Genomic DNA, 23,154 nt, shown 5'->3' with positions numbered 1-23,154 from the left:
CGGTTACAAATTAGGACGGCAAAAGGTTAGCATAGTCTTTTCAGGATAGACTAATTTAGATGGGCAACTTCTTGATCTAAACATCAAAATTGAGAATAGAGTTCCGCGAGATATATATGATTAAACTAGAAAGAGCACAAAAAGAAATCCTAGCTGTAGCCATTCAAGATTATATGCAAGATGAACTGAGCGTTGAGATTGGCCAGTTCGACAGCGAGTTTTTGATTGATTTCATTACGGAGAAACTGGCTCCAATCTATTACAACAAAGGGATTGAAGACGCAAAAGCAGTAATCGAACGACGCATGCTAGAAATGAGTGATGAGTTGTATGAAATAGAACAAGAAGTCCAACTCTAAGTTTTCGTTTTACAAACGGTTTTAAGTTCCTTCAAATTTTTCGAACAAGTTGTTTTAACGAGTTATATTGGTTAGATGTAAAGGATGGTAAATAATCTGTTTCACACAAGGTAAATAAGTTAATGTTGTGTTTCTTGCTCAACATCAACTTAGGAACATATCTAGGAACGTGAGATGGAAACACTGGTAAAGAACTACAACCTACCTGCACGAGTTATGCATTGGCTATCAGCACTTTGTATCATCGGTTTGTTTGCTGTGGGGTTGTGGATGGTCGACCTTAGCTACTACAGCGAATGGTATCGTACGGCACCACATTATCACCGCTCTGTGGGCATTCTACTCGCAATACTCACTTTAGCGCGCATCGTATGGAAACATGTGACGGCGTCACCAAAAGTGGAAGGGAAACCTTATGAAGTGGTCGCAGCAAAAGCTGCGCATGGTGTGATGTATCTATTGCTTATCACTATCTTTATTTCAGGTTACCTCATCTCAACATCTGATGGTCGCGGTATCGAAGTATTTAATTGGTTTACGGTACCTGGTGCAGGGGAATTATTCCCTGGTCAATCAGATATTGCAGGTGAAATTCACTTCTATGCGGCTTGGGCGGTGATCCTAATGGCTGGTTTGCACGCCGCTGCTGCACTCAAACATCACATTATCGATAAAGACAACACATTAAGAAAAATGTTAGGAGCTTCAAAATGAAAAAGTCACTTTTCGCTACAGGATTAGCTATTGCAATGGCACTACCGTTTGGTGCTAATGCAGCCGATTACGTTATCGATACGAAAGGCGCTCACGCATCTATTAACTTTAAAGTTAGCCACCTAGGTTACAGCTTCATCAAAGGTCGTTTTAATACATTTTCTGGTGACTTTTCTTTTGATGAAAACAACATCTCTGACGCTAAAGTCAACGTAGTGGTTGATACAACTAGCCTTGATTCAAACCATGCTGAGCGTGACAAACATATCCGCAGCGGTGATTTTATCGATGCAGGTAAATACAGTGAAGCGACGTTCAAGAGCACAAAAGTCGTAGATAAAGGCGACGGTAAGCTAGATGTAACGGGTGACCTTACTCTTCACGGAGTGACTAAACCAATCACGATCGAAGCAGAATTTGTTGGTGCGGGTAACGACCCATGGGGTGGTGAGCGTGCGGGCTTCATTGGCCAAACTCGTCTAGAGCTTGCTGATTTTGAAATCCCGGTAATGGGTTCTTCTAGCTACGTTGATATGGAACTGCACATTGAAGGTGTTAAGAAGTAATTTCTTAACTTTCATGACGCAAGCTTGCACTGCTTAAACTCGCATGGCTTGAACGAAGAAAGCGCTCTAAATAGAGCGCTTTTTTATTGGTGCCAACTTGTCTTGCTAGTTTTTATTGTCTTATGCAGTTTCTAGTACTTTGTCTTCAACTAGGTTTAGACGCTCGCCGTACACAGGGCGAAGAGCTTTAAGAACTTCGCAACGTGTCACTACGCCAACCATCAAACCGTTTTCTAGTACAGGAAGCACTTGAGGCTTACTTACTTTGATGCTCTTAGCACGCTCTTCTAGAGAAAGAGAAGTAAAGCGTGTCGCCATACCCATGCTTGTTGTTGGGTAAAGTTGCTCTTTGTCGATACACAAGAACTCAACTACATCCACTAGACGGTCGTTTGCGTCAATTGCTACCACGTCGCGGCTCATCAAATCGACAACCTTCTGCTCTTGAGCTGGGATGTAATCTTGACACCAAAGCTCTACCATTACGTCGTGAGCAGAGAAGAAGCCGACTAGACGATTTTCAATGTCAACAACAGGAGCACTGATTAGATTGTTGTCTAATAGGGTATCTAGTGCAGTTGATACTGGCATTTCTACGCTCAGAGTAACTGGGCTCGGGTTCATAATCTCTTTTACAATCGATGCGTTTTTCATAGTGCGTTCCTTAACTGACGTGAGTGTTGTAGTGTTTGTAATAGATGCAACTTCTGCTGCTTTTAATTCTGGGCGACGGTAAATGCACCAGTTAGCTAAGCCAACCAATACGGCACCACCGACGATGTTGCCAAGTGTTACTGGAATTAGGTTTGCAGTGACAAAGTGACCGACATTTAAATCTGCATATTGAGAAGCCGGTACACCAACTGCAGTCCAGAATGATTCCGGTGCGAAGTTCGCGATAACGATACCTAGCGGTACCATAAACATGTTTGCTACACAGTGCTCAAAGCCGCTGCTGACGAACATTGCTACTGGTAGAATCGTCATGGCTGCTTTTGTCATTGCATTTGCAGAGCTGAATGTCAGCCAGATAGCAAGACAAACTAACAAGTTACATAAAATGCCCAATGCAAAAGCTTGAACCAATGTGTGGTGTAGCTTGTGCTGTGCGATGTTTAGTGCATTTAAGCCCCATTGACCGGCATCCATTTGGTACAAGCCTGCTGCGCTTACCAATGCAAGTAGGAACATTGCACCGATGAAGTTGCCCACATAAACCTTGCCCCAAATCGACAACATCTTGCCGAATGAGATTTGTTTGTTTGCCCATGAGATGCTCGAAAGCACTGAGCTGGTAAACAACTCACCACCGCAAATAACGATGAGTATTAAACCCATACTGAATGCCAAACCACCTGCAAGACGGCTAAGACCCCAACCCGCATCCGCACTACCTGTTGTCACTGTGATGTAAAACAAGAATGCTAAACCGATGAATGCGCCTGCCATAATTGCCAAACCCAGTGTCATGCCGCTGGTTTTGTTTGCTTTACTAAGAGCAAACTTCTCAGCTTCAGCCATCATCTCTTTTGGAGAGAAATACTGGTGATTTTGAGGGCTGGTCACCGCCATAATGACTCCTTAGTCTGTGGTTCCATATGAACTCCTTGGTTAATGAACTCGAGTGTTTTCTGTACTCGAAAGTGAAGGTGTTATTGTTTTTTGTTGCGGTGTTCCCGAACCGCATATCCAGATTAAGCAGGTCAGAGCTACAGGTAAAATTGATAATATTTAGAATCCTCATCAAATTATTTGATAAGTTTTTAAAGGCAGGTAAAATGAACCTCATTGCGTATTAGCGCATGTATTTTTGGGTTGCGAGAGTATGGGGAATACTCGCCAATTAGGGAGGACACTTTGCGCTACTCACTTAAGCAATTAGCGGTTTTTGACGCAGTTGCAGATACCGGCAGTGTAAGCCAGGCCGCGGATAAACTGGCTCTAACTCAATCGGCGACGAGCATGTCGCTTGCTCAGTTGGAAAAAATGCTTGGTAGGCCTTTATTTGAAAGGCAAGGCAAGCAAATGGCTTTAACCCATTGGGGGATGTGGTTAAGACCGAAAGCAAAGCGTTTACTGCAAGATGCGCTACAAATTGAAATGGGTTTTTACGAGCAACACTTGTTGAGTGGACACATTCGATTAGGCGCGAGCCAAACACCTGCAGAACACCTAGTTCCTGACCTTATCAGTATCATTGATAATGATTTTCCTGAGATGCGTATCTCACTAGGGGTACAGAGTACGCAGGCTGTCATCGATGGCGTCTTGGATTACAAATACGATCTGGGTGTCATTGAAGGGCGCTGTGATGATAACCGTTTGCACCAAGAGATTTGGTGTCGTGACCACCTTACTGTAGTCGCAGCTTCTCACCATCCATTTGCACGTAACCCTTCGGTGAGCTTAGCTCAACTTGAACAAGCGAAATGGGTGTTGCGTGAACATGGTTCTGGTACTCGCAAGATTTTTGATAGCTCTATTCACCATCTTATTGAAGATTTGGACGTGTGGCGTGAGTATGAGCACGTACCAGTACTCAGAAGCTTGGTATCCAATGGGCAGTATCTAACCTGTCTGCCTTACCTTGATGTAGAACGCTATATTGAAGCAGGGGACTTGGTTGCGCTGAACGTACCTGATCTGAAGATGGATCGAACCTTATCGTTTATCTGGCGTGCTGATATGGCGGAAAACCCGCTTGTTGACTGTATTAAGCGTGAAGGATTAAGAATGATGAAAGGCAAACCTTCCGTTCTTTAAGTGATATCCAAAACAAAATGGTCGAATTTTGGAATTGGCTCTGCATTTTGTAGGGCCTTTTTTGTGATTTTCGCTCAATTCACTGCGTTTTTGTTATTTTCGAAATCTGTTGATTTATCGGTTGCGTCAAATTTAACGTGTAAAACATGCAACTTGGTAGGGTGTTAATGAGATCTTGATCACCGAACTCCTCGGTGGATATGCCTAGTATTGACTGCCTGATTTCAATGTATGAAGGCAGTTTTCGAACCATAACGGTACGAAACGAGCAAAGCGGGTAAGAATACCATGACCACACTTTTAGCAATTTCGATTACCACTGGCATTCTCTCTGGCGTATGGGGCTGGATCGCTATTTCCCTTGGCCTTTTATCTTGGGCGGGCTTTCTTGGCTGTACAAGCTACTTTGCATCCCCGACAAGTGGCTTGAAAGGGTTAGCAGAAAGCTTACTTACCAATATGACTGGCGTATTCTGGGCGATGGTTATCATCTATGGCTCAACATACGTGGGTTTAGAGATTGTCGGTTACGTAATTACTGCTGTTGTTGCGTTCTTCATGTGTATTCAAGCTAAGCAAGCTTGGTTAGCGTACATCCCTGGTACTTTTATTGGTTCATGCGCGACTTTTGCTGCAGACGGCAATTGGCAACTTGTTGTGCCATCGCTGATCTTAGGTGGCGTATTTGGTTACTTAATGAAAGCAACAGGACTTTGGTTACATGCGAAATCAGCCGCTACTTCTTCGCTCGCTGAGCAAGTACAGTAGTGAACCCCCGATCTTATTTGTATCCGCTGTGTATTGAGACTTATCCCGTTCAATACAGTTAATCAAAATTACTGATTCTTGATACGAGCACACCAAATTGGTGTGCTTTTTTTTGCATGCTGTTTATTGATGGTTCATGACTAAGTGTTTCCGTTTGCCATCGTGACAACACGTTTAAGTGTCCAACGTAACAACACCGGAATGCACTCCATGCCTTTCTCCTCACAATGAGCCACAATGGCTAAGGCTAAATCGGGCTTAGCGTGTTTTTTCAAGACGCGATTAACGACTTTTTTAGCGGGAATAGGGTGTTCATGAGGAACTTTGATGATGTCCTTAAAGAAAATTTCAAACCCATTGTTATATAGAAAGTGTTCGATATCGCGATCTGGTAGTTCGGTAAGGCGATGGCGCTCTTGGTCATGTTCTAGATGGGCTCGGACGGTATTAGCATATTTCTTACCGGCAGGATCGCCATCGGTGACAACATGCCAGTCGATTCCGAATCCCTGAGCGACTTTTATCAGTGACTTCAAACCAGATTGCGCAAATTCAACAATTTGAACGCCTTCTGCCGCTAAGTCATAACCACACTGTCGAGCGAGTTCATTGAATAGCCATACCTCTGTTTCACCTTCAACTAACAACCAGCAACGTGCAAATAGTGCTCCGGCCCTATGAAAACGAATATGAAAGCCAATCCTGCGTAGCTGATCGACACTGAATCGGTTCGTGTTAAGCGATCGAGCCATAGTTCGATCTGACAAGCGAACCAAGCGACGGATAGATGCCAGAGGGACGGAACCGAGTAAACGAGCACTGTTCGTGGTTAGGATTTTTTGCATGGGTAGTAGCTGTAACAAGCCCCATGCCCTTGACAGGTGAGTGGGATGTAATCGACCTTCTGGATCTTCAATCGTCAGTATGGGTCTCGCACAACGTCTAAGGTCATTAGGCCCTTTTGCTTGAAGATAAGCGTTGAGCAACCCCATCAATAGTAAACGTGTTTGCTTGTTATTCGTTTCTCTCAAAAACTGCGATAGCCCTTTTTCAGCGGAAGGACTCGCGTAGAAAAGGCCATCACGCGGTTTTCTAGGGTTACCTTTCTTCACACTGCGGAACGCAAAGTAGTGTTCCACTAATGTTTGCATTGAGTCTAAACTACTACGAACTTCACCTTTATTTACGTGCCCTGGCATAGCAAACAGACGTCGACAAGTGTTATCAATCCGTTTTTCTATACGTGCGTTTTTACTATCCCCATTGACATGATTTTGTTGTGGGAAGCGGCGAGAGTCACGAAGTCGAATGACTGGGTGTAAGGTCATTAACTCGACGGCTAACTTATCTGAATGATGCAGTTGTTTTGGCTCGCCATCACAATTTAAGAATGCGTATTTGGTCGTGATATTGTGCCCGTCGCGAGTTGCACTTAAACGGTAATAGATGACATGTTCGTTATCTTCATTAATGCACCAGGTTGGTTTTATTCGTCGATAACGTCCTGCATTTGCCTCGTGCTTATCTTGTGCTTTGAAACAGAGGATGATTTGAAGGTGTTGAGTTTGTGGGTGCGAAATCGCATAGTCGACATGAAAGTCGGTCATTTCAAATTGATAGAGCGAACCATCAGCGGGTAAGGCGAGAGACAAGGCGTCGAGTAGGGATGATTTCCCCCACGTATTCTCACCGATTAAAGTGGTCAGTTCGTCAAAAGAGAGTGAAAGGCGTTTAATGCCTCTAAACCCAGAGATTTCGATGCGTTCTAGTCTCATCTCACTCCTCCTTGCAATTATTTGAATTATCGAGAGTTCTTTTGCTTCTCCTAAAGCATATATTAAATTGATCTAGGCAAGTTAAGCTCAGTTCACAAATTTAAGAGCATTCACCCTATGAATACAGACCGTTTAGGCGTAGAGTCACTTTCAAACTTGTATGTCTAACGTGTGTTGATCACGTAAAAATGAAATAACTAATTCTCTGTTTCATAAAATTCATGATTCTGTCATGATTCAGTTCTAATAATTAAAAGGAATGAAAAGAGAGAAGATGACGATGAATAAAAATCATAAGCCAGTCAGAATCAAATTGGTACACATCAATGACACTCATTCCTACTTTGAGCCAACGTCATTACAGCTAAAACTCAATATTGATAACGAACGAACACTAGAACCTTACGTGAGCGCTGGTGGATTTTCACGTATCGCAACACGTGTAGAACAGTTACGGGACGACGCACAACGTCAAGGTCAGGGCATGTTATTTCTTCATGCTGGAGATTGTTTCCAAGGTACGTTGTATTTCTCGTTATTCAAAGGCAAAGCAAACGCCGACTTATTAAACGCGCTAAACATCGATGCGATGGCTTTAGGCAATCATGAACTTGATATGGGTAATGAACCCGTTGCTTTGTTTTGTCAGCGTACCCACTTCCCTTTGCTTGCAGGTAACTGGGATCTATCGAATGAGTTGCCAACAAAAGATCACCGCATGGGCGATTGCGATAACGTATTGAGCTTCGATACTACGACTCAAAGCGCGCAATATCTGGTGAAAGAGTTTCACGGAGAGAAAGTTGCCATCTTTGGTCTTTCTATCGACAAGATGAGCGACATTGCTAACCCAGATGCGGATACGCCTTTCATCTCTGCCATTGAAACGGCTAGACATACTGTTGAACAAATTCATCAGGCGGGCATTAATAACATCATCCTTTTAAGTCACTTAGGTTATGAAGGGGATTTAGAGCTTGCAGCACAAGTGGATGGCATCGGTATCATTGTTGGTGGACATAGTCATAGGTTACAAGGTAACTTTTCAGCTATCGGTTTAAGTGAAGATGATCCTTACGGCATCCAAGTAAACGAAACTTATGTTGTACAAGCTGGTTATCACGCTTTAACCATGGGTCACTGTGTGCTTGAGTTTGATGAAAACGGTAAAGCGACCATGTTAAGTGGTCAAAATGAATTGCTACTCGGAAGACGCATTTTCTGGGATTCGACACTAAATGAGCAGCTTGACCAAGGTGTGTTTGAAGAAGCGTGTGACTTTATTCATGGTCAACCAAACGTAGTTGTTTGTAAAAAGCACCCAGAGACACAAGCGATCTTAAACGATAAGTACATCCCAAGAGTGCGTAAGCTTCAGTCACAAGTAATTGCAAATGTGGCAGAGAAGAAGCGCCATGTACGTATTCCTGACGAATTTGGTGGAAGTGAACTTGCTCCGGCAGTCGCACATTCATTCTTGTATGCGCTTAATAAGCGTGGGCACAAGGTTCAATTTGCCATTCATAATGCGGGAGGTGTGCGTACATCTCTAAACCCGGGAAATATTACCGTGGCAGATGTTGCCGGACGATTGTTGCCATTTGCCGTTCCAATCGGTTGTTATGAGGTGCAAGGAAAAGCCGTTCGCTTGGCATTGGAAGGTGCAATCAATAACGCCCTGAATAACGGTGTCGAAGGAACGGGTTCAGGTAGCTACCCTTATACGCATAACTTAAACTTTGAATACCTAGCAGAGGCACCGAAGGGGCAACGCGTTAAAAATCTGGAGGTTTTCGATGGTAGTCGTTGGTGTGAAATGGAAGATGAGTCTTGGTATTGTGGCGCTTCTTCTGCATACACAATGAAGGGTAAAGAGGGCTATGAAGCGTTGCTCAATATGGAGGGTGAAGGCTTTATTAGCAATCTTTCCATGGCAGATTGCTTTATCGAGTTACTGACGGACCAACCGAACTGTTTGAACCAAAGTCACAAACTTTACTCCCAGAGAAACCAATGACGTAAATTGGTATCTTTTTTGCTCAAATGTTATTGCACATGCGAGTAAGAGGAAGAGAGTATGTGGAATAGCGATTGGGCTGATGCAGCGGTTGTTGTTGCGTGGGTTACTGTTTGGTCAACACTGGTTTACTTTGTACCACTAACGGGTTTATAAAGACCAAGCATTCCGAAAATTAGGAGCACATATGTGCTCCTTTTTTACGTTTGAACCTTTTAGAATTCATGCTGTTGATAAATTGTTCTCAACAAAATACTGTGTTTTTATCGATAACGATTTTTTGTTGGAGATCCCTCCGAGCAGGCGTATGATGGCGGCGTTTGGGGAGTAGTTAGCGCAAGTTTATTTATCGTCATCTCGTTAAGCATCAGCTTATCCGGTAAATAAAGGTGTCACCTGATTCGTCACGTGATCACTTCAACGAGACCAACGCATTCATTGATTAGCAGACACATGGGTAATGTGACTGCTGGTTTGTATTGTTTGCGGAAGGTCAGCCCGAATAATGTCCTTCCGCATGGGAGGAAGCATGTCTCTTATCGAAAATACCACCCAATTAACCCAGTCTGTTCCACTGCAAGAATCACTGACAATGTACGGTGTGTTCGGTCTATTTACCTTGGTTTTAGTCGCACTTGATATCTATCAGACTCGTGGCGGCGTGATTACCATGAAAAAGGCAATTGGCTGGAGTGTCTTTTGGTTCTTACTAGCGTTTGTCTTTGCAGGCTCTATCTATTTCTTCTGGGATTATTACGCGCCACACAGCGTGTATGGTCACGAGAAAGCAACGATATCATTCTTAACAGGTTACTTACTTGAGAAGTCATTAAGCGTTGATAACCTATTTGTGTTTGCGATTATCTTTGCGCAATATAAGGTGCCAGAACATTTGCGTCCACGTGCTCTATTATGGGGTGTGATTGGTGCACTTGTACTACGTGCGATTATGATCGGAGTTGGTGCTCAGTTACTTGCACAATACCATTGGGTACTTTACCTATTCGCAGCGTTCTTAATTTGGACTGGTATTAAACTAGCGCGAGATAAAGGCGAAGAAGAAGAGGTTAACCCGTACCCAGAGCAGTTCATTCGCAAATTTTTACCAGTTACGGATGAGTATCAAGGAAACCACTTGCTGCTGAAACAAGCGGGTAAGTGGGTCGCGACGCCGATGCTGATCGTTGTTGGTGTGATTGCGGTGATGGACGTAATGTTTGCTTTGGATTCGATCCCAGCAATTTTTGCAGTTACACGCGAACCGTTCTTAGTCTTGGCTGCTAACGTATTTGCTCTGCTTGGTTTACGTTCTCTGTACTTTGTACTTCAAGCGATGTTGGACAAGTTTGTGTACCTAAAACCAGCTCTATCTGTAATCATGATGTTCATTGGTACGAAAATGCTGTTGGTGGGCACACAATACGAAATTCCAACTGTTTGGTCACTTACGTTCTTGGTGACGGTAATGACAACTGCAGTTATTGCTTCTATCTATAAGAACAAAACAACCAATACAGTTAGCGTTAAAATTACTAATCAAAATCCATAGTGATTTTGTAAAATCCTAAACATTAGGAATAATTGTTAGTTAAAATAATGTTACTAGACAACTTGGGTTTACAGGCGTAAATCCAAGTTATTCAACAATAGATGCGTCAATCTGCATAAGTATGCATTTGGTTGAGTTTTGTATTTCAATGATTTGTAATAAGTTTGTTTTATAAGAAAAACTAATCTGAATTACCAAATTTTGTCATTTTTTGCTCAGAGAAAAAATGACTAATATACAACCAACGAAACAAATTACTGCTTTTAAAGAGAGGCAATCATGGCACAAGCAATGCAAATGACAAATGTAGCTTTACCAACCTCTATGGATAAGAAGACCTACTCGGTTAACTTCAAAGGATTGATTGCTCACCTATTAGACATTCTTTTCGTAGATAACTCTGCACCGCGCAGTTACTACGCAGAAGACTTGTCTTCTCATATTCAGAAAGACATCGGTATGTACCGTTAATCTGACTGGAAAGCGAATTGAAAATGCCGGCTTCATCGCCGGCATTTTTGTATCTGAAATCTACACTTCCACTAAGGAATAGTGCGGACTAGCTTTGTATTTAAAGGGAACTTTTCCAATCTGACAGAGTTTTGATGTGTTCTGGTCCAATACCGCAGCATCCACCTATAATGGTTGCCCCTTGTTGGTGCCATTCTTGCGCAAAAGTTAAGTATTCCTCTGGTGATAGTTCTCGCATTGATTGTAATGCGCTGTTCGCTTCGTGGTTAGATTTGATAGCGGTGAAGTTGTTCGCGTACACCCCAATTTCAATATCGAGCATGTGTTGGTCTAAAACCGCCTTGGTGTCACTGACGGCTTTTGCCATCGCTTCAGGTACCGAGCAGTTAAAGTAAATGGTGATGGTATTTTTTGTGCGTCCACTTTGTGCCAGACATTCAATGGCTTGAACAACGGTTTCCCCAGAGCGCAACAACGCGGTTTCTAATGAGTCATCATTAAGAGAAAAGGCGTACGCAGTAGGTTTGACACTGTTTTCGAAGACCTTTTGTAAGCAATTTAGCTCTTCTAGGCTGCAGATGGTCTCTGCTAACCAAAGGTCAACATAATCTTCTTGAGCTTCATACAAAGTACGGAAAATGACTTCGCCTTGTTTAGGTTCGAAAAGGTCAGGGCGATAGCTACCAAATGCAGGCGGTATGCAGCCCGCTACTCGAACAGGTTTCAGCGACTTGTCTGCACATTCACGCGCAATTTGCGCGGCAAAGCGTGCTAGTTCACTACCTTGTTGCTCGTAAAGCGCTTGCCCAAGGTGGAAGGGCACGCAGGCATAACTGTTCGCGATGATGATTTCAGCGCCAGCTTGAATGAAGTTATTGTGCGCTTGGTAAACGAATTCTGGCGATTCAATTAGAGCTTGTGCGCTCCAAAGCGGTTGAGAGAATGGGGCGCCCATGCGTTTTAGTTCACGTCCCATGCCGCCATCAAGGATGGTTAACTTCTTCATACTATAATCCATCTTATTTTTTCCTTCTCGAACATTAATCGAAAATGGATGAGATCGAAAGCAACCAATTTAGGAGATTACGCGGGAAGGAAGAAAGGCAGGGGAAAGAAGGAACACAGAAACGAAAACGGGGTTCCGATTGGAACCCCGTCAAACAAAGTAATGTTGAGATTACTTCTTACGGCAGTATTCTGCGATCACGTACATTGACTGACCGCCGTTTGCCTTACCTGAAACAAGTTTAGGGTCGTCACCAAGGCTGATACCACGAATAACAGTACCTTGTTTGATTACTTGGTTAGTACCTTTAACTGGTAGGTCTTTGATTACTGTTACATCGTCACCTTTCTTAAGTTCAGTGCCGTTGCAGTCAACAGTTTTGTCGTCAGCAGACATACCTTTCATAGCCCAGTTCATTTGCTCTTCTTCCATGTACATCATGTCAAGAGCGTCTTGAGCCCAGCTTTCTGTGTTTAGGCGAGTAAGTTGGCGCCATGCAGTTACTTGTACTGCAGGAACCTGACTCCACATGCTGTCGTTTAGGCAGCGCCAGTGGTTAATGTCTTTAGGATCTTCGATCTCACCATGGCACTTATCACAAACCATGATAGCGGTATCAACTGTTACGTTACCGTGTGGTGGTACGGCGTAAGCAATTAGTTGAGATTCAGAAGAACACAGTTCACATTTTGACTCGCAGCGAGCAAGCAGAGTAGCTTCGATAGACATAAGGACTCACCTTAGTAATGTTTTTTGGGTGGCGGTATTATCCACTTTATCCTGAGAAATAAAAGGGTGTTAGAGAATTAAAGGCGAGATTTTACAATATTCCAACCTGAAAGGAGCGAAGATGTAAAATATTGGCTAAACAAATAATATATAGAATATAAATAATGGTGCTAATTGTTTGAAGTGATGAATTAATCGTATTGATAAACCACAAAAGAGATAGGATAACGCCTCCCAATTTCTTAGGAGGCGAGAGGTTTAGCGTTCTATTATTTGTACTATCTCATCTTTGGAAATACTCATTTCTTTGCCATCTACATCCTCATACTCATACATCCCAGTTTCTTCATTTAAATCTGGTTTTCCGTATGAGGTGATCATTTTCCCTTCACTTGTAGACATGAGATATTGGCTGCTACCACAAGCCACTAAAAGAACAGCTGTCACTATAACGGCTAAAGCTCGCATAGAAGTTTCCTTGTGTTAGGTTGGTGAACTACGATAACTATTCAAATATAGCAGAGGCTCTGAAAAGGACTGCTTGTTGAAAGAAATAAAAACGCCCAGCCAAAAGACTGGGCGCTTAATACTCATTAATGACGCTCTATTTTAGTACTGTTGTATTCGTAACAGTGGATAGAGAGTTGTCTTTAATGAAGTCAGCATTTTGAGCCTGCATTTCAAAGTAGTACGGTTGTTCAATCGTCGTTAGCGGCACAGCAAAGGTGCTGTGTTTACCATCGCTACCAAACTGAACAAAGCTCGCACCGCCGACAACGCTTGTATCTGATGCATTGACCACTTTCAGCCCTAGCTTCGCTGCGAGTGGTTGAGTACCAGCAAAAGGAGCTCCAGGGACACTATTTGGTACTGTGTCATCGCCTTCGACTTGAGCCATGTAGAATGGCGCTGATAAGGTACCATTTGCCGTTAGATCACTGACGTTGCTAAATGGGTCAACGGTGTCTAAAGCTGTCTGTGCTGCATAGATAAATGAGCTAAACCCAGCACTCAAAGCGGCGAGCTGTTCCGGGGAAGCTACCGATTCAAATGTCTCATAACATGCTTTGTCTTCAATATCTGCACAACTTGCGTCTGCATAGCTACGATAGTCAGCTGATGCAGCATACGCTAAGTTATGTTTGATTTGTGGACCATAGCTTGCCGAACCAAGTAGCAAATTGCCAATTTGTCCGCCTGAATTAAATAGTGACGCGGAGCTAAATTTATACAGAGCATCAGCTTGGTCTGAGCCTAGCGTATTGTTTGCAGCAGCGACGGTAGACGCACCAACAATGCCACCAAGTGAGTGACCTAGCATCTTCACTTGCGAGCCCGCGAGAGGGTTAAAACCTTGAAGAGGGCCGCCAACGAATAACCCACCTTGTGCAGATACAACTAAGCTAGCTCGAAGGCCAAGTACGTCAAGAATACTTTGACGAAGATTGTCACGTGCTACCGCGAGGTTAGACAGGTTTAGGTAAGCCAGTACATCCGCATTTGCTGAACGTTGGTCATCTAGGCTACGAGTACCGTGGATTGGCAGGTCAATGGCGATAACGGCAACACCTTCTTTGACCATGTTGAAGGCAAAGCCATACGCGTTCTCTTTTGCTGAAGTAATACCGTGCTGATAGATAACAACGTCTTTTGCCACAGAATCCGCTGGAGTGAATAGTAACACTTCAACATCTTCGACTGACTTAACTTGTGGTACTGGTGAATAACGTGTAATAAGGCGCTCTTCATCCAACTGCTGACCGTTAGAAAGGTGTAGCTCGGTACCAACAAGCTTAAGCTGTTCATTCATATCAGTAGCAAGTTTAGTCGGGTCAATACCAAGTTCTAACAGCGATGCAAGAATGGCCGGGTCTTCAATCGAACCACTTACTTTAGCCAAGCTTGGCATTGCCGATTCCATCGGCTGCATGTTCCAGTTTGTATCTTGCTCTAGATAGTGAGGCAGGCGAACCACGCCTTGAGTCACATTGACGTTAGCACCAGACATTACATACAACCCTTTAATCGCCTGTTTTAATTCAGGAGAAGAAGAGAAGTATTTATCGAAATCCTCGTCGTTATCAAATGCAGTAACAAAATCTTGAGTTTGCCCCAGAGACAGTGTGTAAGCGGTCGATAGTTCAATCCCCGTTTCCGCTGGATCGTTTTTATACAGGGCGTTAAGTGTGTTTGCACCGGTAGCGAAGCCTGTTGCCGTTACCCCTTTTACTGCTGCAAGCGTGTCCCCAACAGACTGAGTGCTAAACCATGAAGAGTAAACGATATCGGTAGGGTTAATGTTCGCTAAGCCAGCTTGAGTCGCTATACCAAAGATACCCTCAATGCCAGTTGTTGCCGCTTGTACGAGTGCAAGATCACCCGTTTCATACTTAACTTCTTTAGACTTGGCGACCGCGTAGCTAGAAGAGGTGCCGATAGGATCTCCGTTTACATCATTGACTTCTTGTGTCACCGCGAATACATACTCGCTTGATTCGTCAAGAGCATCTGCAAACTGAATGTATAGAGAGTTACCATTTGCTTGAACGACAAAGTCTTGGTTGATGGTCAAGACTTCAGAGATAGGGTTTGAAGCGCCGTCCCAGTCAGTCAGGCGTTGATTAATTTTAATCACGCTAACACCAGATGCTAGCATACCTGTTGCAAAACCCTCGCCCTTGAAGTTTAGTACGATAGGCATAGTGGTTGACCAACCATCCATCGTGTTCATTGCAGCGCGAGGATTTGTTAGCTGATCATCGCCATCGGTAGGGATCGCAAGTGTACCGTCGCTTGAGTCCATTAGTAGGAATGACGGGGCAGGGACATCTGCGTTTGCTCCTTGAAGGGTAAAGCTAATTTCGGTGTTTCGATCCAACAGCGCTTGCACTGCAGGTTCAAATGTGACGGTTTCAGACGTGCCTGAACTTGATGTGTTATCACCACAACCAGCAAGAAGGATTGCAGAACAAAGCAGTGATAGTTTGAATGTGTGTTTCATTGGTTTACTCCGTTATCCCATTACTTGAAGGTGTAGTTCATCTGTACTGCACTGATGTATGCACTACCTTCTGAGTCGAACGTAATTTCTTGATCTGCAGCATTGGTTTCTTTGAAAGAACCAGACTTACTTTTCACGTAGGCAAAGCCTGCATCAAATGTCAGATTTTCTTTCATTGCGTAAGTCACACCTGCGCTGTACCAAAAACGATCGCTATCAGGGATACTCAGTGTTGCTTTACCTGCTTGCTCGTCAAATGCGATACCTGCACGCAATGTCCATTCAGAGTTCAATGTGTATGTGCCACCAAATGAGTAACGGTTGTTGTCTTCGTATTTCTCTGGTTTGTAGAAGCATTGACCAGCAACACCATCGTTACATTGCGGGCTTGTTGCTTTTAGCTCCTCGAAGGTGCTCCAGTCGGTCTGTTGCCATCCGTAATGGATAGCCCACTGATCAGTAAGTTGGTGGAATGCAGACAGCTCGATGATAGAAGGAAGAGAGATTTGTAAACGACCGTCTACTTTTGCCGCTGAAGCGATCCCTGAATCGTAACTACTAAATTCACCTTCATCGAAGTCTAGGTCTACCTTAGAGCGGTAGCCGAAACCAAAACGGTTGTTTTCATTCAGCTCGTAGAGACCGCCGATGTTCCAGCCCCAAGCAATGGTATCGCCTTCCATGCCAATCAGATTGTCAGACGTTTTGCTATCGGAGCCGAATAACGGCGCTAACGCACCTTTGTGGCGAGTAAGTTTTGCGTGCGCATAGACAAGGTTAATACCACCACCAATACTGAATGACTCATTAATGCGGTAAGCGATATTCGGGTTAATGTTCACTGACAACAGGGATGTATCACCGGCCATGTCGCCAGCAGAGATATCATTAGGATAATCTGTTGCAACGCCATAAGTCGTAAACATGCCGATACCCCAAGCCCATTGGTCATTAATTGGGCTGATGTAGTAACCAGCTGGGACAATTTGCAGTGGCGCTACGTCGTCAGCATGTTCCTTGTGGTAGGTGTCGTAAACATTTACTTCAGGGTCAACGATAGATAGTGCACCTGAAAACTGAGCCTCTTTGAAAAGTGTCATAGCAGCAGGGTTACGTGCAAGAACGCTCGCATTGTCTGCGACGGCGCCTTCACCTGAAAATGCTCTACCAAGACCAGATGCTGAGTGTTCAGCGACCTGAAAGCCCGCCGATTGGGCGTTACACGCAAACAATATTGATATTGTTAGCAGAGAGCAGTGCTTCTTGTTCATCCTTGACCCTCCTAGGGTGTCATTATGGTGGACCGAAGTCCTTGTAATTGTTGTATCGTGCCTACACCTGTTGTCATCGAAGTGAATTTCGACCTTGATGTAAACGTAATGTTAATTCTATGTTTAATATCTTGTCAAAGAATGAGTGTCTTTTGTGTTTTAAATTTGATGCATAGGTCAAATGAGGTTTTGTAAGGGCATGTATTATGGATATATTTTTATAAGAAATGGTATGACCAGAATTCTTTTGTAAATCTAATGGCTAAAACGCCATCAAATACCTCTTGTTAACAGGGTTTGTTGAAAAGGGAACTTAGGGCATAATCGTTAAACTCGTTATTCTTGTTGTTAAGGTGAATTTTGGAATTAATGAATATTGAGTTTTTAGGTCGTCCATTACGACTTGAAGGCTCTATGTCAGGGTGGCAGCAATTATTTTGGGACAATACTTTGGTGTCACAAATTTCGGCCAGTGATGACGATTCCGGACAGACAAAACATGAATTCAAACTCGTATCTGGCGAGGAAGTTCTTCTATGTCGGCTAGATTGTGAGCTAAATTGGCAACCCTTTGATTATCGCTATCAAGTTAGAGTAAATGACACAGTGGTGAGTGAAGGAAGGCGCAATGAAAAAGACATTGAACGTCAAGTCCCAGTTGAAGCGCCACCAGCAGAGAATCGCTTTAGTTTGATTGGTCTTGTATCGCTTGGAATGAAGGCGCTGAAAAGCGCAAAAGTGATTAAGGTTGCACTAGCCTCAGCAAGTTTAGCTGCGTATTCATGGTTGTTTTCCATCGAGTTTGCCTTAGCGTTAGTGGCATGTCTTGTCTTTCACGAATATGGACATATCCGCGCGATGAAGCACTTTGGTATGAAGACTAAAGGTATTTACCTTATCCCATTTTTGGGTGGGTTGGCACTGAGCGATGAGAAGATAAATACACGATGGCAAGACGTGGTTATCTCAATAATGGGCCCCTTCTTCGGGTTAGTGCTGAGCATTGTGTTTACCATTTTATATTGGATGACCGGAGAGATGATCTTTGCTGGTCTGGCGGTATTTAACGCTTTGCTAAACCTTTTCAACTTGCTACCAATTCTGCCATTAGACGGTGGGCATGTACTGAAGAGTATTACCTTTTCCATGAATTCATGGATAGGGCTAGTCGGTAGTATCGCAACTGCAGCATTGGGAATTTACATCAGCTACGCATTCGGTTTAACGTTGCTAGGGTTCCTGCTAATCATGGGGATGTTAGAAGTAGTCATCGAATGGCGGTCACGACACCATAGCCATTTGCTGCCTTTAACGCGCTACGGGCAAATGTTCTCCTTTGTTTGGTACTTGCTTTCAGTCGGTGGTTTTGTCGCCATTATTTGGTATTTTGCAGGGCTTGGGGATAGCTTACTCAGTTTGCCACTGCAAATTCTTGGGACCTAGTCATAAAGCGTTCGACAAAAAAAGCTCCGTGAATGGAGCTTTTTTTATTAGAGTTCGGGGTGTTGTGCATCAAACTAGCTGCACTTAGGTGCCTTTACGTTATAAGCCGGCAATGTGTTGATCGTAGCCTGTAGGTCTTTGATACGAGTACTGTGCGAAGGGTGAGTTGAGAAGAACTCAGGAGGCTGCTCACCGCCAGCTTTACTCATATTTTTCCAAAGGTCGATGCTTTGAGTTGGATCGAACCCAGCTTTGGCCATGTAACCCAAGCCAACAATATCTGCTTCAGATTCCTGTGTGCGACCGTACGGTAGCATGACGCCATATTGTACACCAAGGCCTAACGCGGCCATGGTTGCTTGCTGGTATTGCTTGTACTCAGAAGCGCCAATAGCCACATTTGCTAGAGAAAGCCCAGCATTGGCGAGTTGGCTTTGAGAAAGACGCTCATTACTGTGGTCTGCTAAGACGTGTGCGACTTCGTGACCAATAACAGTGGCGAGTTGATCTTGATTTTTTGCAACTTTCAATAAGCCTGTATAGACGCCTATTTTCCCGCCAGGTAGCGCGAATGCATTAACTTGGTCACTATCGAATACAACGACTTCCCAATCTTTGAATCCCGTTTGAGGTGGGATAGTGTCTGTGATGCGTTTTGCGACACATTGTACGTAAGCGTTGGTCTTTTTGTCTTTGCTGATCGGGATCTCTTTCTTCATCTGATCAAAAGAGTTGGCACCTAAGGACGACATCTCCTGATCAGAGAACATAAGTATTTGATTTCGACCGGTCGGCGAAGCACTACAGGCAGTGAGACCGACGAGCGAAAAAAGAACAGACGCTTTGATCCATGTCTTCATAATGGGCTCCATATACAAATATTTTTTGTTTTGAAGCAATAGTATAACGCTTAGTGAAGAAACGTTAAGTCATTATGTGGATTACATTTAGAGTTGTGTTTCGTCTTGAAGTCAGGATGCGTTCAGGACTATGCTAGACGCACTTTTAAAAGAAACATCAACCGGTGCAATACTGGGTGAAACAAGAGCAAACAAATGAGTATTTGGAAAAAGCCGATCGACCTGGACATTCTTAACGCAACGTCAAAAAATACTATGATGGAGCACCTACAAATCATCTATACCGACTTTACGGATGACTCGCTTACTGCGACTATGCCTGTTTGTAGTTTTACTCATCAGCCTCTTGGCATGCTTCACGGTGGTGCGTCTGTAGTATTAGCTGAAACGTTAGGTTCGCTCGCCGCAAACTTTAGCGTAGGTGAGGGCAGTTACTGTGTTGGTTTAGACATCAATGCAAACCATGTTCGAGCTATGCGGAGTGGACATGTCATTGGTACTGCAAAGCCCGTCCATCTTGGTGTTTCAACTCAGGTATGGCAAATTGAAATCACCGATGAACGTGGTCGATTAGTCTGCACCAGTAGATTAACAATTGCTGTTAAACACCAGAAAGAAAAGTCAGTGTAAGAGAGAAGACAGCGAAGATGGTTATAGAATTTTCTCTTGGAAAAATTATCGCAACGCAGCGAGAAATCGTCATTAAACTGAGCGGTAATGGAATGGTTACAATGCAAGCTCAAACCGATGCGATTCAATTACTTGGTCGCGGTGCAAACGTTGTATTGGCACATGGAGCGGAAAGTAAATGGTCGATCAAACTCGACGATGAAGATCAATTACGCCAACTGGCGCAAGAAATTGGCATCGACATTCAATAATTTGCACGTCTGAGTTTGCACTTTTTGCAAAAAATGAGGAAACTTAGTTTATCGTTATGAAAACTAAAATTTCCTCTTTATGAGTAGCCCTCGTTTACGTGTTCAGTTCGAAACACTGTTTGAAAAATTCTCTGGTAATGACACGGAAGTTCAACTCGAAGACATTACCGACGCGCTTTTCTGTACTCGCCGAAATGCTCGAATCGTCCTCAATAAATTAGAGGAAGAAGGGTGGATTGAGTGGCATCCTGCCGCTGGTCGAGGCAAGCTCTCTACACTCATTTTTAAACGTAATCGCAGTGACGTTAGCGAGAATCTTGCACGCCGTTACTTAGATGAAGGCAAAATTGGTCAAGCGTTGGAAGCGTTAGATAATGACGCTGCCAAGCTTACCCAAGTTATTCAAGGTTACCTTGGCCTCCAACATCGTCAAGGCGAGCAAGTGGTACGTTTGCCGTATTACCGACCACTCGCTATGTTAAATCCGCAAAAGCCGATGCGTCGGTCCGAGCAGCATATTGCCCGCCAGGTATTCAGTGGTTTAACCAAGCTTGATGACAACGAACAACTTCAGCCTGACTTAGCGCATTATTGGGAGGCGCTGTCTGATACTCACTGGCGTTTTTATCTCCGCCGTGGTGTACGTTTTCATAATGGTGAATTGCTCTCTACTGACTGCGTCATTGAAAGCATCAGTGCATTAAGTGAACTGAACCTTTTTTCTCATATAGAAAAAGTGGTTTCCCCTGAGCCTTGGACGGTGGATATCCATCTGGTTCGCCCAGATAAGTACTTGCCGCTCGCGCTGAGCGAATCGCAGGCGAAAGTGCTGTTATCCAAAACCCTTCGTTCCGAGGAGTTTGATAGAAAACCCGTGGGCACCGGGCCATTTCAAGTGAAAGTGAACGATGACAAACGTTTAATCCTAACGGCATTCGATGGCTATTTTGGACTACGTCCGTTACTTGACCAAGTGGAGGTGTGGGTCATCGATGAGGCGTATTCGTCGATGGTGTACCCAAGCTTAACCAAGCCGCAAATGGATAAACAAGCTTCTACCGACGAAGTCGAGCTCGATCCTGGGTGTACTTTCTTACTACTGAATAAAAATACAGGTATCGCTAAAGATCCGCGTTGGGCTGAATTTCTTAGCCAAACGTTAAACAGTTACCAAGTATACGCTCATGTGCCTCAAGACAAAGTCATCGAGCTGGGGGTGCTTCAAGCCTTTGGTCTGAAACCAGGCTGGATTGACCTCAGACCAACTTCAATGGGCGAGGTACCTCAAAAAGACAAGGCCATTTGCGTGGCCTACCAAAAGAAACATCCAATGTTCCCTGTTATTGCAAAAGCAATCAAAACCTTACTTAAACCCTATGGGGTTGAGGTTGAGTTCATACGATATGATACGCAGCCACCGTCACCAGAGGCAGTGGATGTTTGGATTAAAGCTATGGGTATTGCGACTAACCGTAACGATGCTTTAGCAGGTTGGTTGTTGGATTATAGCGACATCGACAAGTTTAGTGCTGGTTACGATTTCTCCCGCTGGGCGGGGCTGGTGGACCAATGGCGTGCTGGTCAACACAGTGATTTTCCAGCTCGTGAGTTAGGTAGACAACTCGTGAAGAGTTGCCAAGTTATTCCTATGTTCCACTGTTGGCTAGGGGTAAATAAAGATCACAGTGGTGCGCTACAAAACGCCAAGTGTAATGCCCTTGGATGGTTTGATTTCAGCAACGTATGGGTAAAACCAAAAATAGAGAAAGATGGCGAAACCAAATAAAAAACAACCAATTAAGACGGTTGAGATATATTGCGCGAAATGTAAAACACAGTTGTTTAAATACCGTAAAGGTGGCAAAGGCGCGCTGGTGAAATGCTTCAAAGAACGCATTGTTGAAGACTTCACCAATACGCCTTGCATTTGCCCAGGTTGTGAACAAGAGTTTGCAAGAGATACGTTAGTACGAGGAACACCTGCCTACAAAATGATTGGTGGCAAGGTAACGATGAAATAAGAGTCAGTTATGAGCGAACAACATGAATACTGTATGGTACTGAGCACTGCTGGCTCAGAACAGAATCGAGACGAAATCATTAAAGGTTTGTTAGGAGGCCAACTTGCTGCGTGCATTCAAACCATGGCGATTGACAGTCACTACGTTTGGAAAGGTGAGGTGTGCAGCGACAATGAATGGTTGTTGATCATCAAGACGCGAAAAGATCTTTACGCGTTAGTTGAGGACAAAATAAAAGACCTGCACGAATATGAAGTAGCTCAAATCGTACAGGTTCCAATAGTAGAAGGCTTTAACCCTTATCTAGAATGGCTTCGCCAATCGACGTTGAGTTGTCAGTAAAAACAGTGACACTATTGCACCCATTGTGTCACACAGCATGTCTTTCTGGGCATCCCAAATATCACCTTGTGATCCTAGGAAGGCAATACCCTCATCACCCCCAGCGATTGCTGCATACCACCACTCAACGATTTCGTAGCCAGCTGCGAGTGACATAATCGCAAACAACGCAAACCAAGATGCAAAACTAGCGCTGATTTTTTTCTTATTAATCAGATACTCAGCAATAGGATAGGCGTACAGGCCAATCGAAAAGTGAGCAACACGGTCGAAGTTATTACGCTCAGAGCCAATCAAGTTATTAAACCAATCGAATGGAACTTCCGCGAAGGTATATTTCGCACCAATCGTGTGAAGACAAAGCCAAATAAACATCAGCACATAAGCGGTGTTACTAAACTGGTAACGGATAGAAAGTGCCCAAATAGCGATAAGAATACCGATGGCTGGAACGATTTCTGCAAACCAAACCGCGCGAGAGCTTGGTTCTAGGGCTGAGAACAAGAAAACGATAGCGTAGAAAATGGTCAAACCCAACAGGGTGGAAGTACTTTTCATACAGAAATTGATCCTTCAATTGAATACTGAGTCTATGATTACACTTAATTGTACAGTGTG

23 protein-coding genes are annotated in these 23,154 nt (G+C 43.8%); 14 read left to right on the top strand and 9 right to left on the bottom strand.

From position 1 onward, the window contains the following. Positions 1 to 116: 116 nt before the first annotated feature. From B853_RS23100 to B853_RS23090, 3 genes are all read left to right on the top strand, one after another. Entirely contained in the window at positions 117 to 359 is a 243-nt protein-coding gene (locus tag B853_RS23100) for a DUF2164 domain-containing protein (protein ID WP_038884045.1), read from the top strand. A 174-nt stretch (positions 360 to 533) separates the two neighbouring features. Further along, the gene (locus B853_RS23095) at positions 534 to 1,073 is read left to right on the top strand and encodes a cytochrome b (protein ID WP_038884047.1); all 540 of its coding nucleotides are present in this window, start codon (positions 534 to 536) and stop codon (positions 1,071 to 1,073) included. Continuing rightward, complete coding sequence (locus B853_RS23090) at positions 1,070 to 1,639, top strand: YceI family protein (protein WP_010451889.1); 570 nt, start codon at positions 1,070 to 1,072, stop codon at positions 1,637 to 1,639. The genes B853_RS23095 and B853_RS23090 overlap by 4 nt, the downstream gene beginning before the upstream one ends. 120 nt (positions 1,640 to 1,759) lie before the next feature. On the opposite strand, the gene focA is transcribed toward B853_RS23090, so the two are convergent. Then, positions 1,760 to 3,211, bottom strand: a complete 1,452-nt coding sequence (gene focA, locus B853_RS23085; RefSeq protein ID WP_010451887.1) for a formate transporter FocA — start codon at positions 3,209 to 3,211, stop codon at positions 1,760 to 1,762. Between the two features lie 285 nt (positions 3,212 to 3,496). On the opposite strand from focA, the gene B853_RS23075 reads away from it, so the two are divergent. Both B853_RS23075 and B853_RS23070 read left to right on the top strand, forming a co-directional pair. Next, a complete protein-coding gene (locus B853_RS23075) occupies positions 3,497 to 4,402 on the top strand; it encodes a LysR substrate-binding domain-containing protein (RefSeq protein WP_010451883.1) in 906 nt (301 codons plus the stop codon). 288 nt (positions 4,403 to 4,690) lie between these two features. Next, positions 4,691 to 5,170, top strand: a complete 480-nt coding sequence (locus B853_RS23070; protein WP_010451881.1) for a DUF1097 domain-containing protein — start codon at positions 4,691 to 4,693, stop codon at positions 5,168 to 5,170. A 140-nt stretch (positions 5,171 to 5,310) separates the two neighbouring features. On the opposite strand, the gene B853_RS23065 is transcribed toward B853_RS23070, so the two are convergent. Next, positions 5,311 to 6,945: a DUF2813 domain-containing protein gene (locus B853_RS23065; protein WP_010451879.1), complete on the bottom strand. Its 1,635-nt coding sequence runs from the start codon at positions 6,943 to 6,945 to the stop codon at positions 5,311 to 5,313. Positions 6,946 to 7,219: 274 nt separating this feature from the next. Between B853_RS23065 and B853_RS23060 the strand changes: the two genes are divergently transcribed. The 3 genes from B853_RS23060 to B853_RS23050 all read left to right on the top strand — a co-directional run bounded on the left by B853_RS23060 (position 7,220) and on the right by B853_RS23050 (position 10,982). After that, entirely contained in the window at positions 7,220 to 8,962 is a 1,743-nt protein-coding gene (locus B853_RS23060) for a bifunctional metallophosphatase/5'-nucleotidase (RefSeq protein WP_038884049.1), read from the top strand. 529 nt (positions 8,963 to 9,491) lie between these two features. Then, positions 9,492 to 10,511, top strand: a complete 1,020-nt coding sequence (locus B853_RS23055; RefSeq protein ID WP_038884051.1) for a TerC family protein — start codon at positions 9,492 to 9,494, stop codon at positions 10,509 to 10,511. 279 nt (positions 10,512 to 10,790) lie between these two features. Next, a complete protein-coding gene (locus B853_RS23050) occupies positions 10,791 to 10,982 on the top strand; it encodes a hypothetical protein (protein WP_010451858.1) in 192 nt (63 codons plus the stop codon). Between the two features lie 100 nt (positions 10,983 to 11,082). Here B853_RS23050 and B853_RS23045 read toward each other — a convergent pair whose 3' ends face one another. The 5 genes from B853_RS23045 to B853_RS23025 form a co-directional block, all read right to left on the bottom strand. After that, a complete protein-coding gene (locus tag B853_RS23045) occupies positions 11,083 to 11,988 on the bottom strand; it encodes a homocysteine S-methyltransferase family protein (protein ID WP_038883075.1) in 906 nt (301 codons plus the stop codon). Positions 11,989 to 12,159: 171 nt separating this feature from the next. Further along, on the bottom strand, positions 12,160 to 12,717 hold the full coding sequence (locus tag B853_RS23040) for a PhnA domain-containing protein (protein ID WP_038883072.1): 558 nt from the start codon (positions 12,715 to 12,717) through the stop codon (positions 12,160 to 12,162). Positions 12,718 to 12,975: 258 nt separating this feature from the next. Next, positions 12,976 to 13,185, bottom strand: a complete 210-nt coding sequence (locus B853_RS23035; protein WP_038883070.1) for a YgdI/YgdR family lipoprotein — start codon at positions 13,183 to 13,185, stop codon at positions 12,976 to 12,978. Between the two features lie 136 nt (positions 13,186 to 13,321). Then, positions 13,322 to 15,718 (bottom strand): VolA/Pla-1 family phospholipase, encoded by a 2,397-nt coding sequence (locus B853_RS23030; protein WP_038883068.1) that lies wholly within the window; start codon positions 15,716 to 15,718, stop codon positions 13,322 to 13,324. Positions 15,719 to 15,738: 20 nt separating this feature from the next. Further along, on the bottom strand, positions 15,739 to 16,989 hold the full coding sequence (locus B853_RS23025; protein WP_038883065.1) for an outer membrane protein transport protein: 1,251 nt from the start codon (positions 16,987 to 16,989) through the stop codon (positions 15,739 to 15,741). Between the two features lie 414 nt (positions 16,990 to 17,403). On the opposite strand from B853_RS23025, the gene B853_RS23020 reads away from it, so the two are divergent. Then, positions 17,404 to 18,432 carry a site-2 protease family protein gene (locus B853_RS23020; RefSeq protein WP_171052007.1) on the top strand — a complete coding sequence of 343 codons (1,029 nt, stop codon included), beginning with the start codon at positions 17,404 to 17,406 and terminating at the stop codon, positions 18,430 to 18,432. A gap of 74 nt (positions 18,433 to 18,506) precedes the next feature. Here the strand turns inward: B853_RS23020 and B853_RS23015 are convergent, their stop codons facing one another. Then, positions 18,507 to 19,292, bottom strand: a complete 786-nt coding sequence (locus B853_RS23015) for a M48 family metallopeptidase (protein ID WP_128827022.1) — start codon at positions 19,290 to 19,292, stop codon at positions 18,507 to 18,509. A gap of 195 nt (positions 19,293 to 19,487) precedes the next feature. Here B853_RS23015 and B853_RS23010 point away from each other — a divergent pair, with 195 nt between their 5' ends. The 5 genes from B853_RS23010 to cutA all read left to right on the top strand — a co-directional run bounded on the left by B853_RS23010 (position 19,488) and on the right by cutA (position 22,536). Continuing rightward, the gene (locus B853_RS23010; protein WP_038883062.1) at positions 19,488 to 19,922 is read left to right on the top strand and encodes a hotdog fold thioesterase; all 435 of its coding nucleotides are present in this window, start codon (positions 19,488 to 19,490) and stop codon (positions 19,920 to 19,922) included. A gap of 17 nt (positions 19,923 to 19,939) precedes the next feature. Further along, on the top strand, positions 19,940 to 20,173 hold the full coding sequence (locus B853_RS23005) for a DUF3389 domain-containing protein (protein ID WP_010451840.1): 234 nt from the start codon (positions 19,940 to 19,942) through the stop codon (positions 20,171 to 20,173). Between the two features lie 79 nt (positions 20,174 to 20,252). Next, on the top strand, positions 20,253 to 21,959 hold the full coding sequence (locus B853_RS23000) for an SgrR family transcriptional regulator (protein WP_038883060.1): 1,707 nt from the start codon (positions 20,253 to 20,255) through the stop codon (positions 21,957 to 21,959). Then, the gene (locus B853_RS22995) at positions 21,943 to 22,194 is read left to right on the top strand and encodes a hypothetical protein (protein ID WP_038883058.1); all 252 of its coding nucleotides are present in this window, start codon (positions 21,943 to 21,945) and stop codon (positions 22,192 to 22,194) included. The genes B853_RS23000 and B853_RS22995 overlap by 17 nt, the downstream gene beginning before the upstream one ends. Before the next feature lie 9 nt (positions 22,195 to 22,203). Further along, positions 22,204 to 22,536 (top strand): divalent-cation tolerance protein CutA, encoded by a 333-nt coding sequence (gene cutA, locus B853_RS22990; protein ID WP_038883057.1) that lies wholly within the window; start codon positions 22,204 to 22,206, stop codon positions 22,534 to 22,536. On the opposite strand, the gene B853_RS22985 is transcribed toward cutA, so the two are convergent. Next, the gene (locus tag B853_RS22985) at positions 22,498 to 23,094 is read right to left on the bottom strand and encodes a DUF2238 domain-containing protein (RefSeq protein WP_038883055.1); all 597 of its coding nucleotides are present in this window, start codon (positions 23,092 to 23,094) and stop codon (positions 22,498 to 22,500) included. The genes cutA and B853_RS22985 overlap by 39 nt on opposite strands. Between the last annotated feature and the right edge of the window lie 60 nt (positions 23,095 to 23,154).

The sequence above is a fragment of the Vibrio rotiferianus CAIM 577 = LMG 21460 genome, from assembly GCF_002741985.1.
GTDB lineage: Bacteria > Pseudomonadota > Gammaproteobacteria > Enterobacterales > Vibrionaceae > Vibrio > Vibrio rotiferianus.
The sequence above is the reverse complement of the archived record's forward strand: the minus strand, read 5'-3'. Positions and strand labels throughout refer to the sequence as shown.

Bases quoted from the DNA above. Each gene is read 5' to 3' on its own strand.
- B853_RS23100 (WP_038884045.1), top strand. From the start codon at position 117: ATGATTAAACTAGAAAGAGCACAAAAAGAAATCCTAGCTGTAGCCATT.
- B853_RS23095 (WP_038884047.1), top strand. From the start codon at position 534: ATGGAAACACTGGTAAAGAACTACAACCTACCTGCACGAGTTATGCAT.
- B853_RS23090 (WP_010451889.1), top strand. From the start codon at position 1,070: ATGAAAAAGTCACTTTTCGCTACAGGATTAGCTATTGCAATGGCACTA.
- focA (WP_010451887.1), bottom strand. From the start codon at position 3,211: ATGGCGGTGACCAGCCCTCAAAATCACCAGTATTTCTCTCCAAAAGAG.
- B853_RS23070 (WP_010451881.1), top strand. From the start codon at position 4,691: ATGACCACACTTTTAGCAATTTCGATTACCACTGGCATTCTCTCTGGC.
- B853_RS23065 (WP_010451879.1), bottom strand. From the start codon at position 6,945: ATGAGACTAGAACGCATCGAAATCTCTGGGTTTAGAGGCATTAAACGC.
- B853_RS23060 (WP_038884049.1), top strand. From the start codon at position 7,220: ATGACGATGAATAAAAATCATAAGCCAGTCAGAATCAAATTGGTACAC.
- B853_RS23055 (WP_038884051.1), top strand. From the start codon at position 9,492: ATGTCTCTTATCGAAAATACCACCCAATTAACCCAGTCTGTTCCACTG.
- B853_RS23050 (WP_010451858.1), top strand. From the start codon at position 10,791: ATGGCACAAGCAATGCAAATGACAAATGTAGCTTTACCAACCTCTATG.
- B853_RS23045 (WP_038883075.1), bottom strand. From the start codon at position 11,988: ATGAAGAAGTTAACCATCCTTGATGGCGGCATGGGACGTGAACTAAAA.
- B853_RS23040 (WP_038883072.1), bottom strand. From the start codon at position 12,717: ATGTCTATCGAAGCTACTCTGCTTGCTCGCTGCGAGTCAAAATGTGAA.
- B853_RS23035 (WP_038883070.1), bottom strand. From the start codon at position 13,185: ATGCGAGCTTTAGCCGTTATAGTGACAGCTGTTCTTTTAGTGGCTTGT.
- B853_RS23030 (WP_038883068.1), bottom strand. From the start codon at position 15,718: ATGAAACACACATTCAAACTATCACTGCTTTGTTCTGCAATCCTTCTT.
- B853_RS23025 (WP_038883065.1), bottom strand. From the start codon at position 16,989: ATGAACAAGAAGCACTGCTCTCTGCTAACAATATCAATATTGTTTGCG.
- B853_RS23020 (WP_171052007.1), top strand. From the start codon at position 17,404: ATGTCAGGGTGGCAGCAATTATTTTGGGACAATACTTTGGTGTCACAA.
- B853_RS23015 (WP_128827022.1), bottom strand. From the start codon at position 19,292: ATGAAGACATGGATCAAAGCGTCTGTTCTTTTTTCGCTCGTCGGTCTC.
- B853_RS23010 (WP_038883062.1), top strand. From the start codon at position 19,488: ATGAGTATTTGGAAAAAGCCGATCGACCTGGACATTCTTAACGCAACG.
- B853_RS23005 (WP_010451840.1), top strand. From the start codon at position 19,940: ATGGTTATAGAATTTTCTCTTGGAAAAATTATCGCAACGCAGCGAGAA.
- B853_RS23000 (WP_038883060.1), top strand. From the start codon at position 20,253: ATGAGTAGCCCTCGTTTACGTGTTCAGTTCGAAACACTGTTTGAAAAA.
- B853_RS22995 (WP_038883058.1), top strand. From the start codon at position 21,943: ATGGCGAAACCAAATAAAAAACAACCAATTAAGACGGTTGAGATATAT.
- cutA (WP_038883057.1), top strand. From the start codon at position 22,204: ATGAGCGAACAACATGAATACTGTATGGTACTGAGCACTGCTGGCTCA.
- B853_RS22985 (WP_038883055.1), bottom strand. From the start codon at position 23,094: ATGAAAAGTACTTCCACCCTGTTGGGTTTGACCATTTTCTACGCTATC.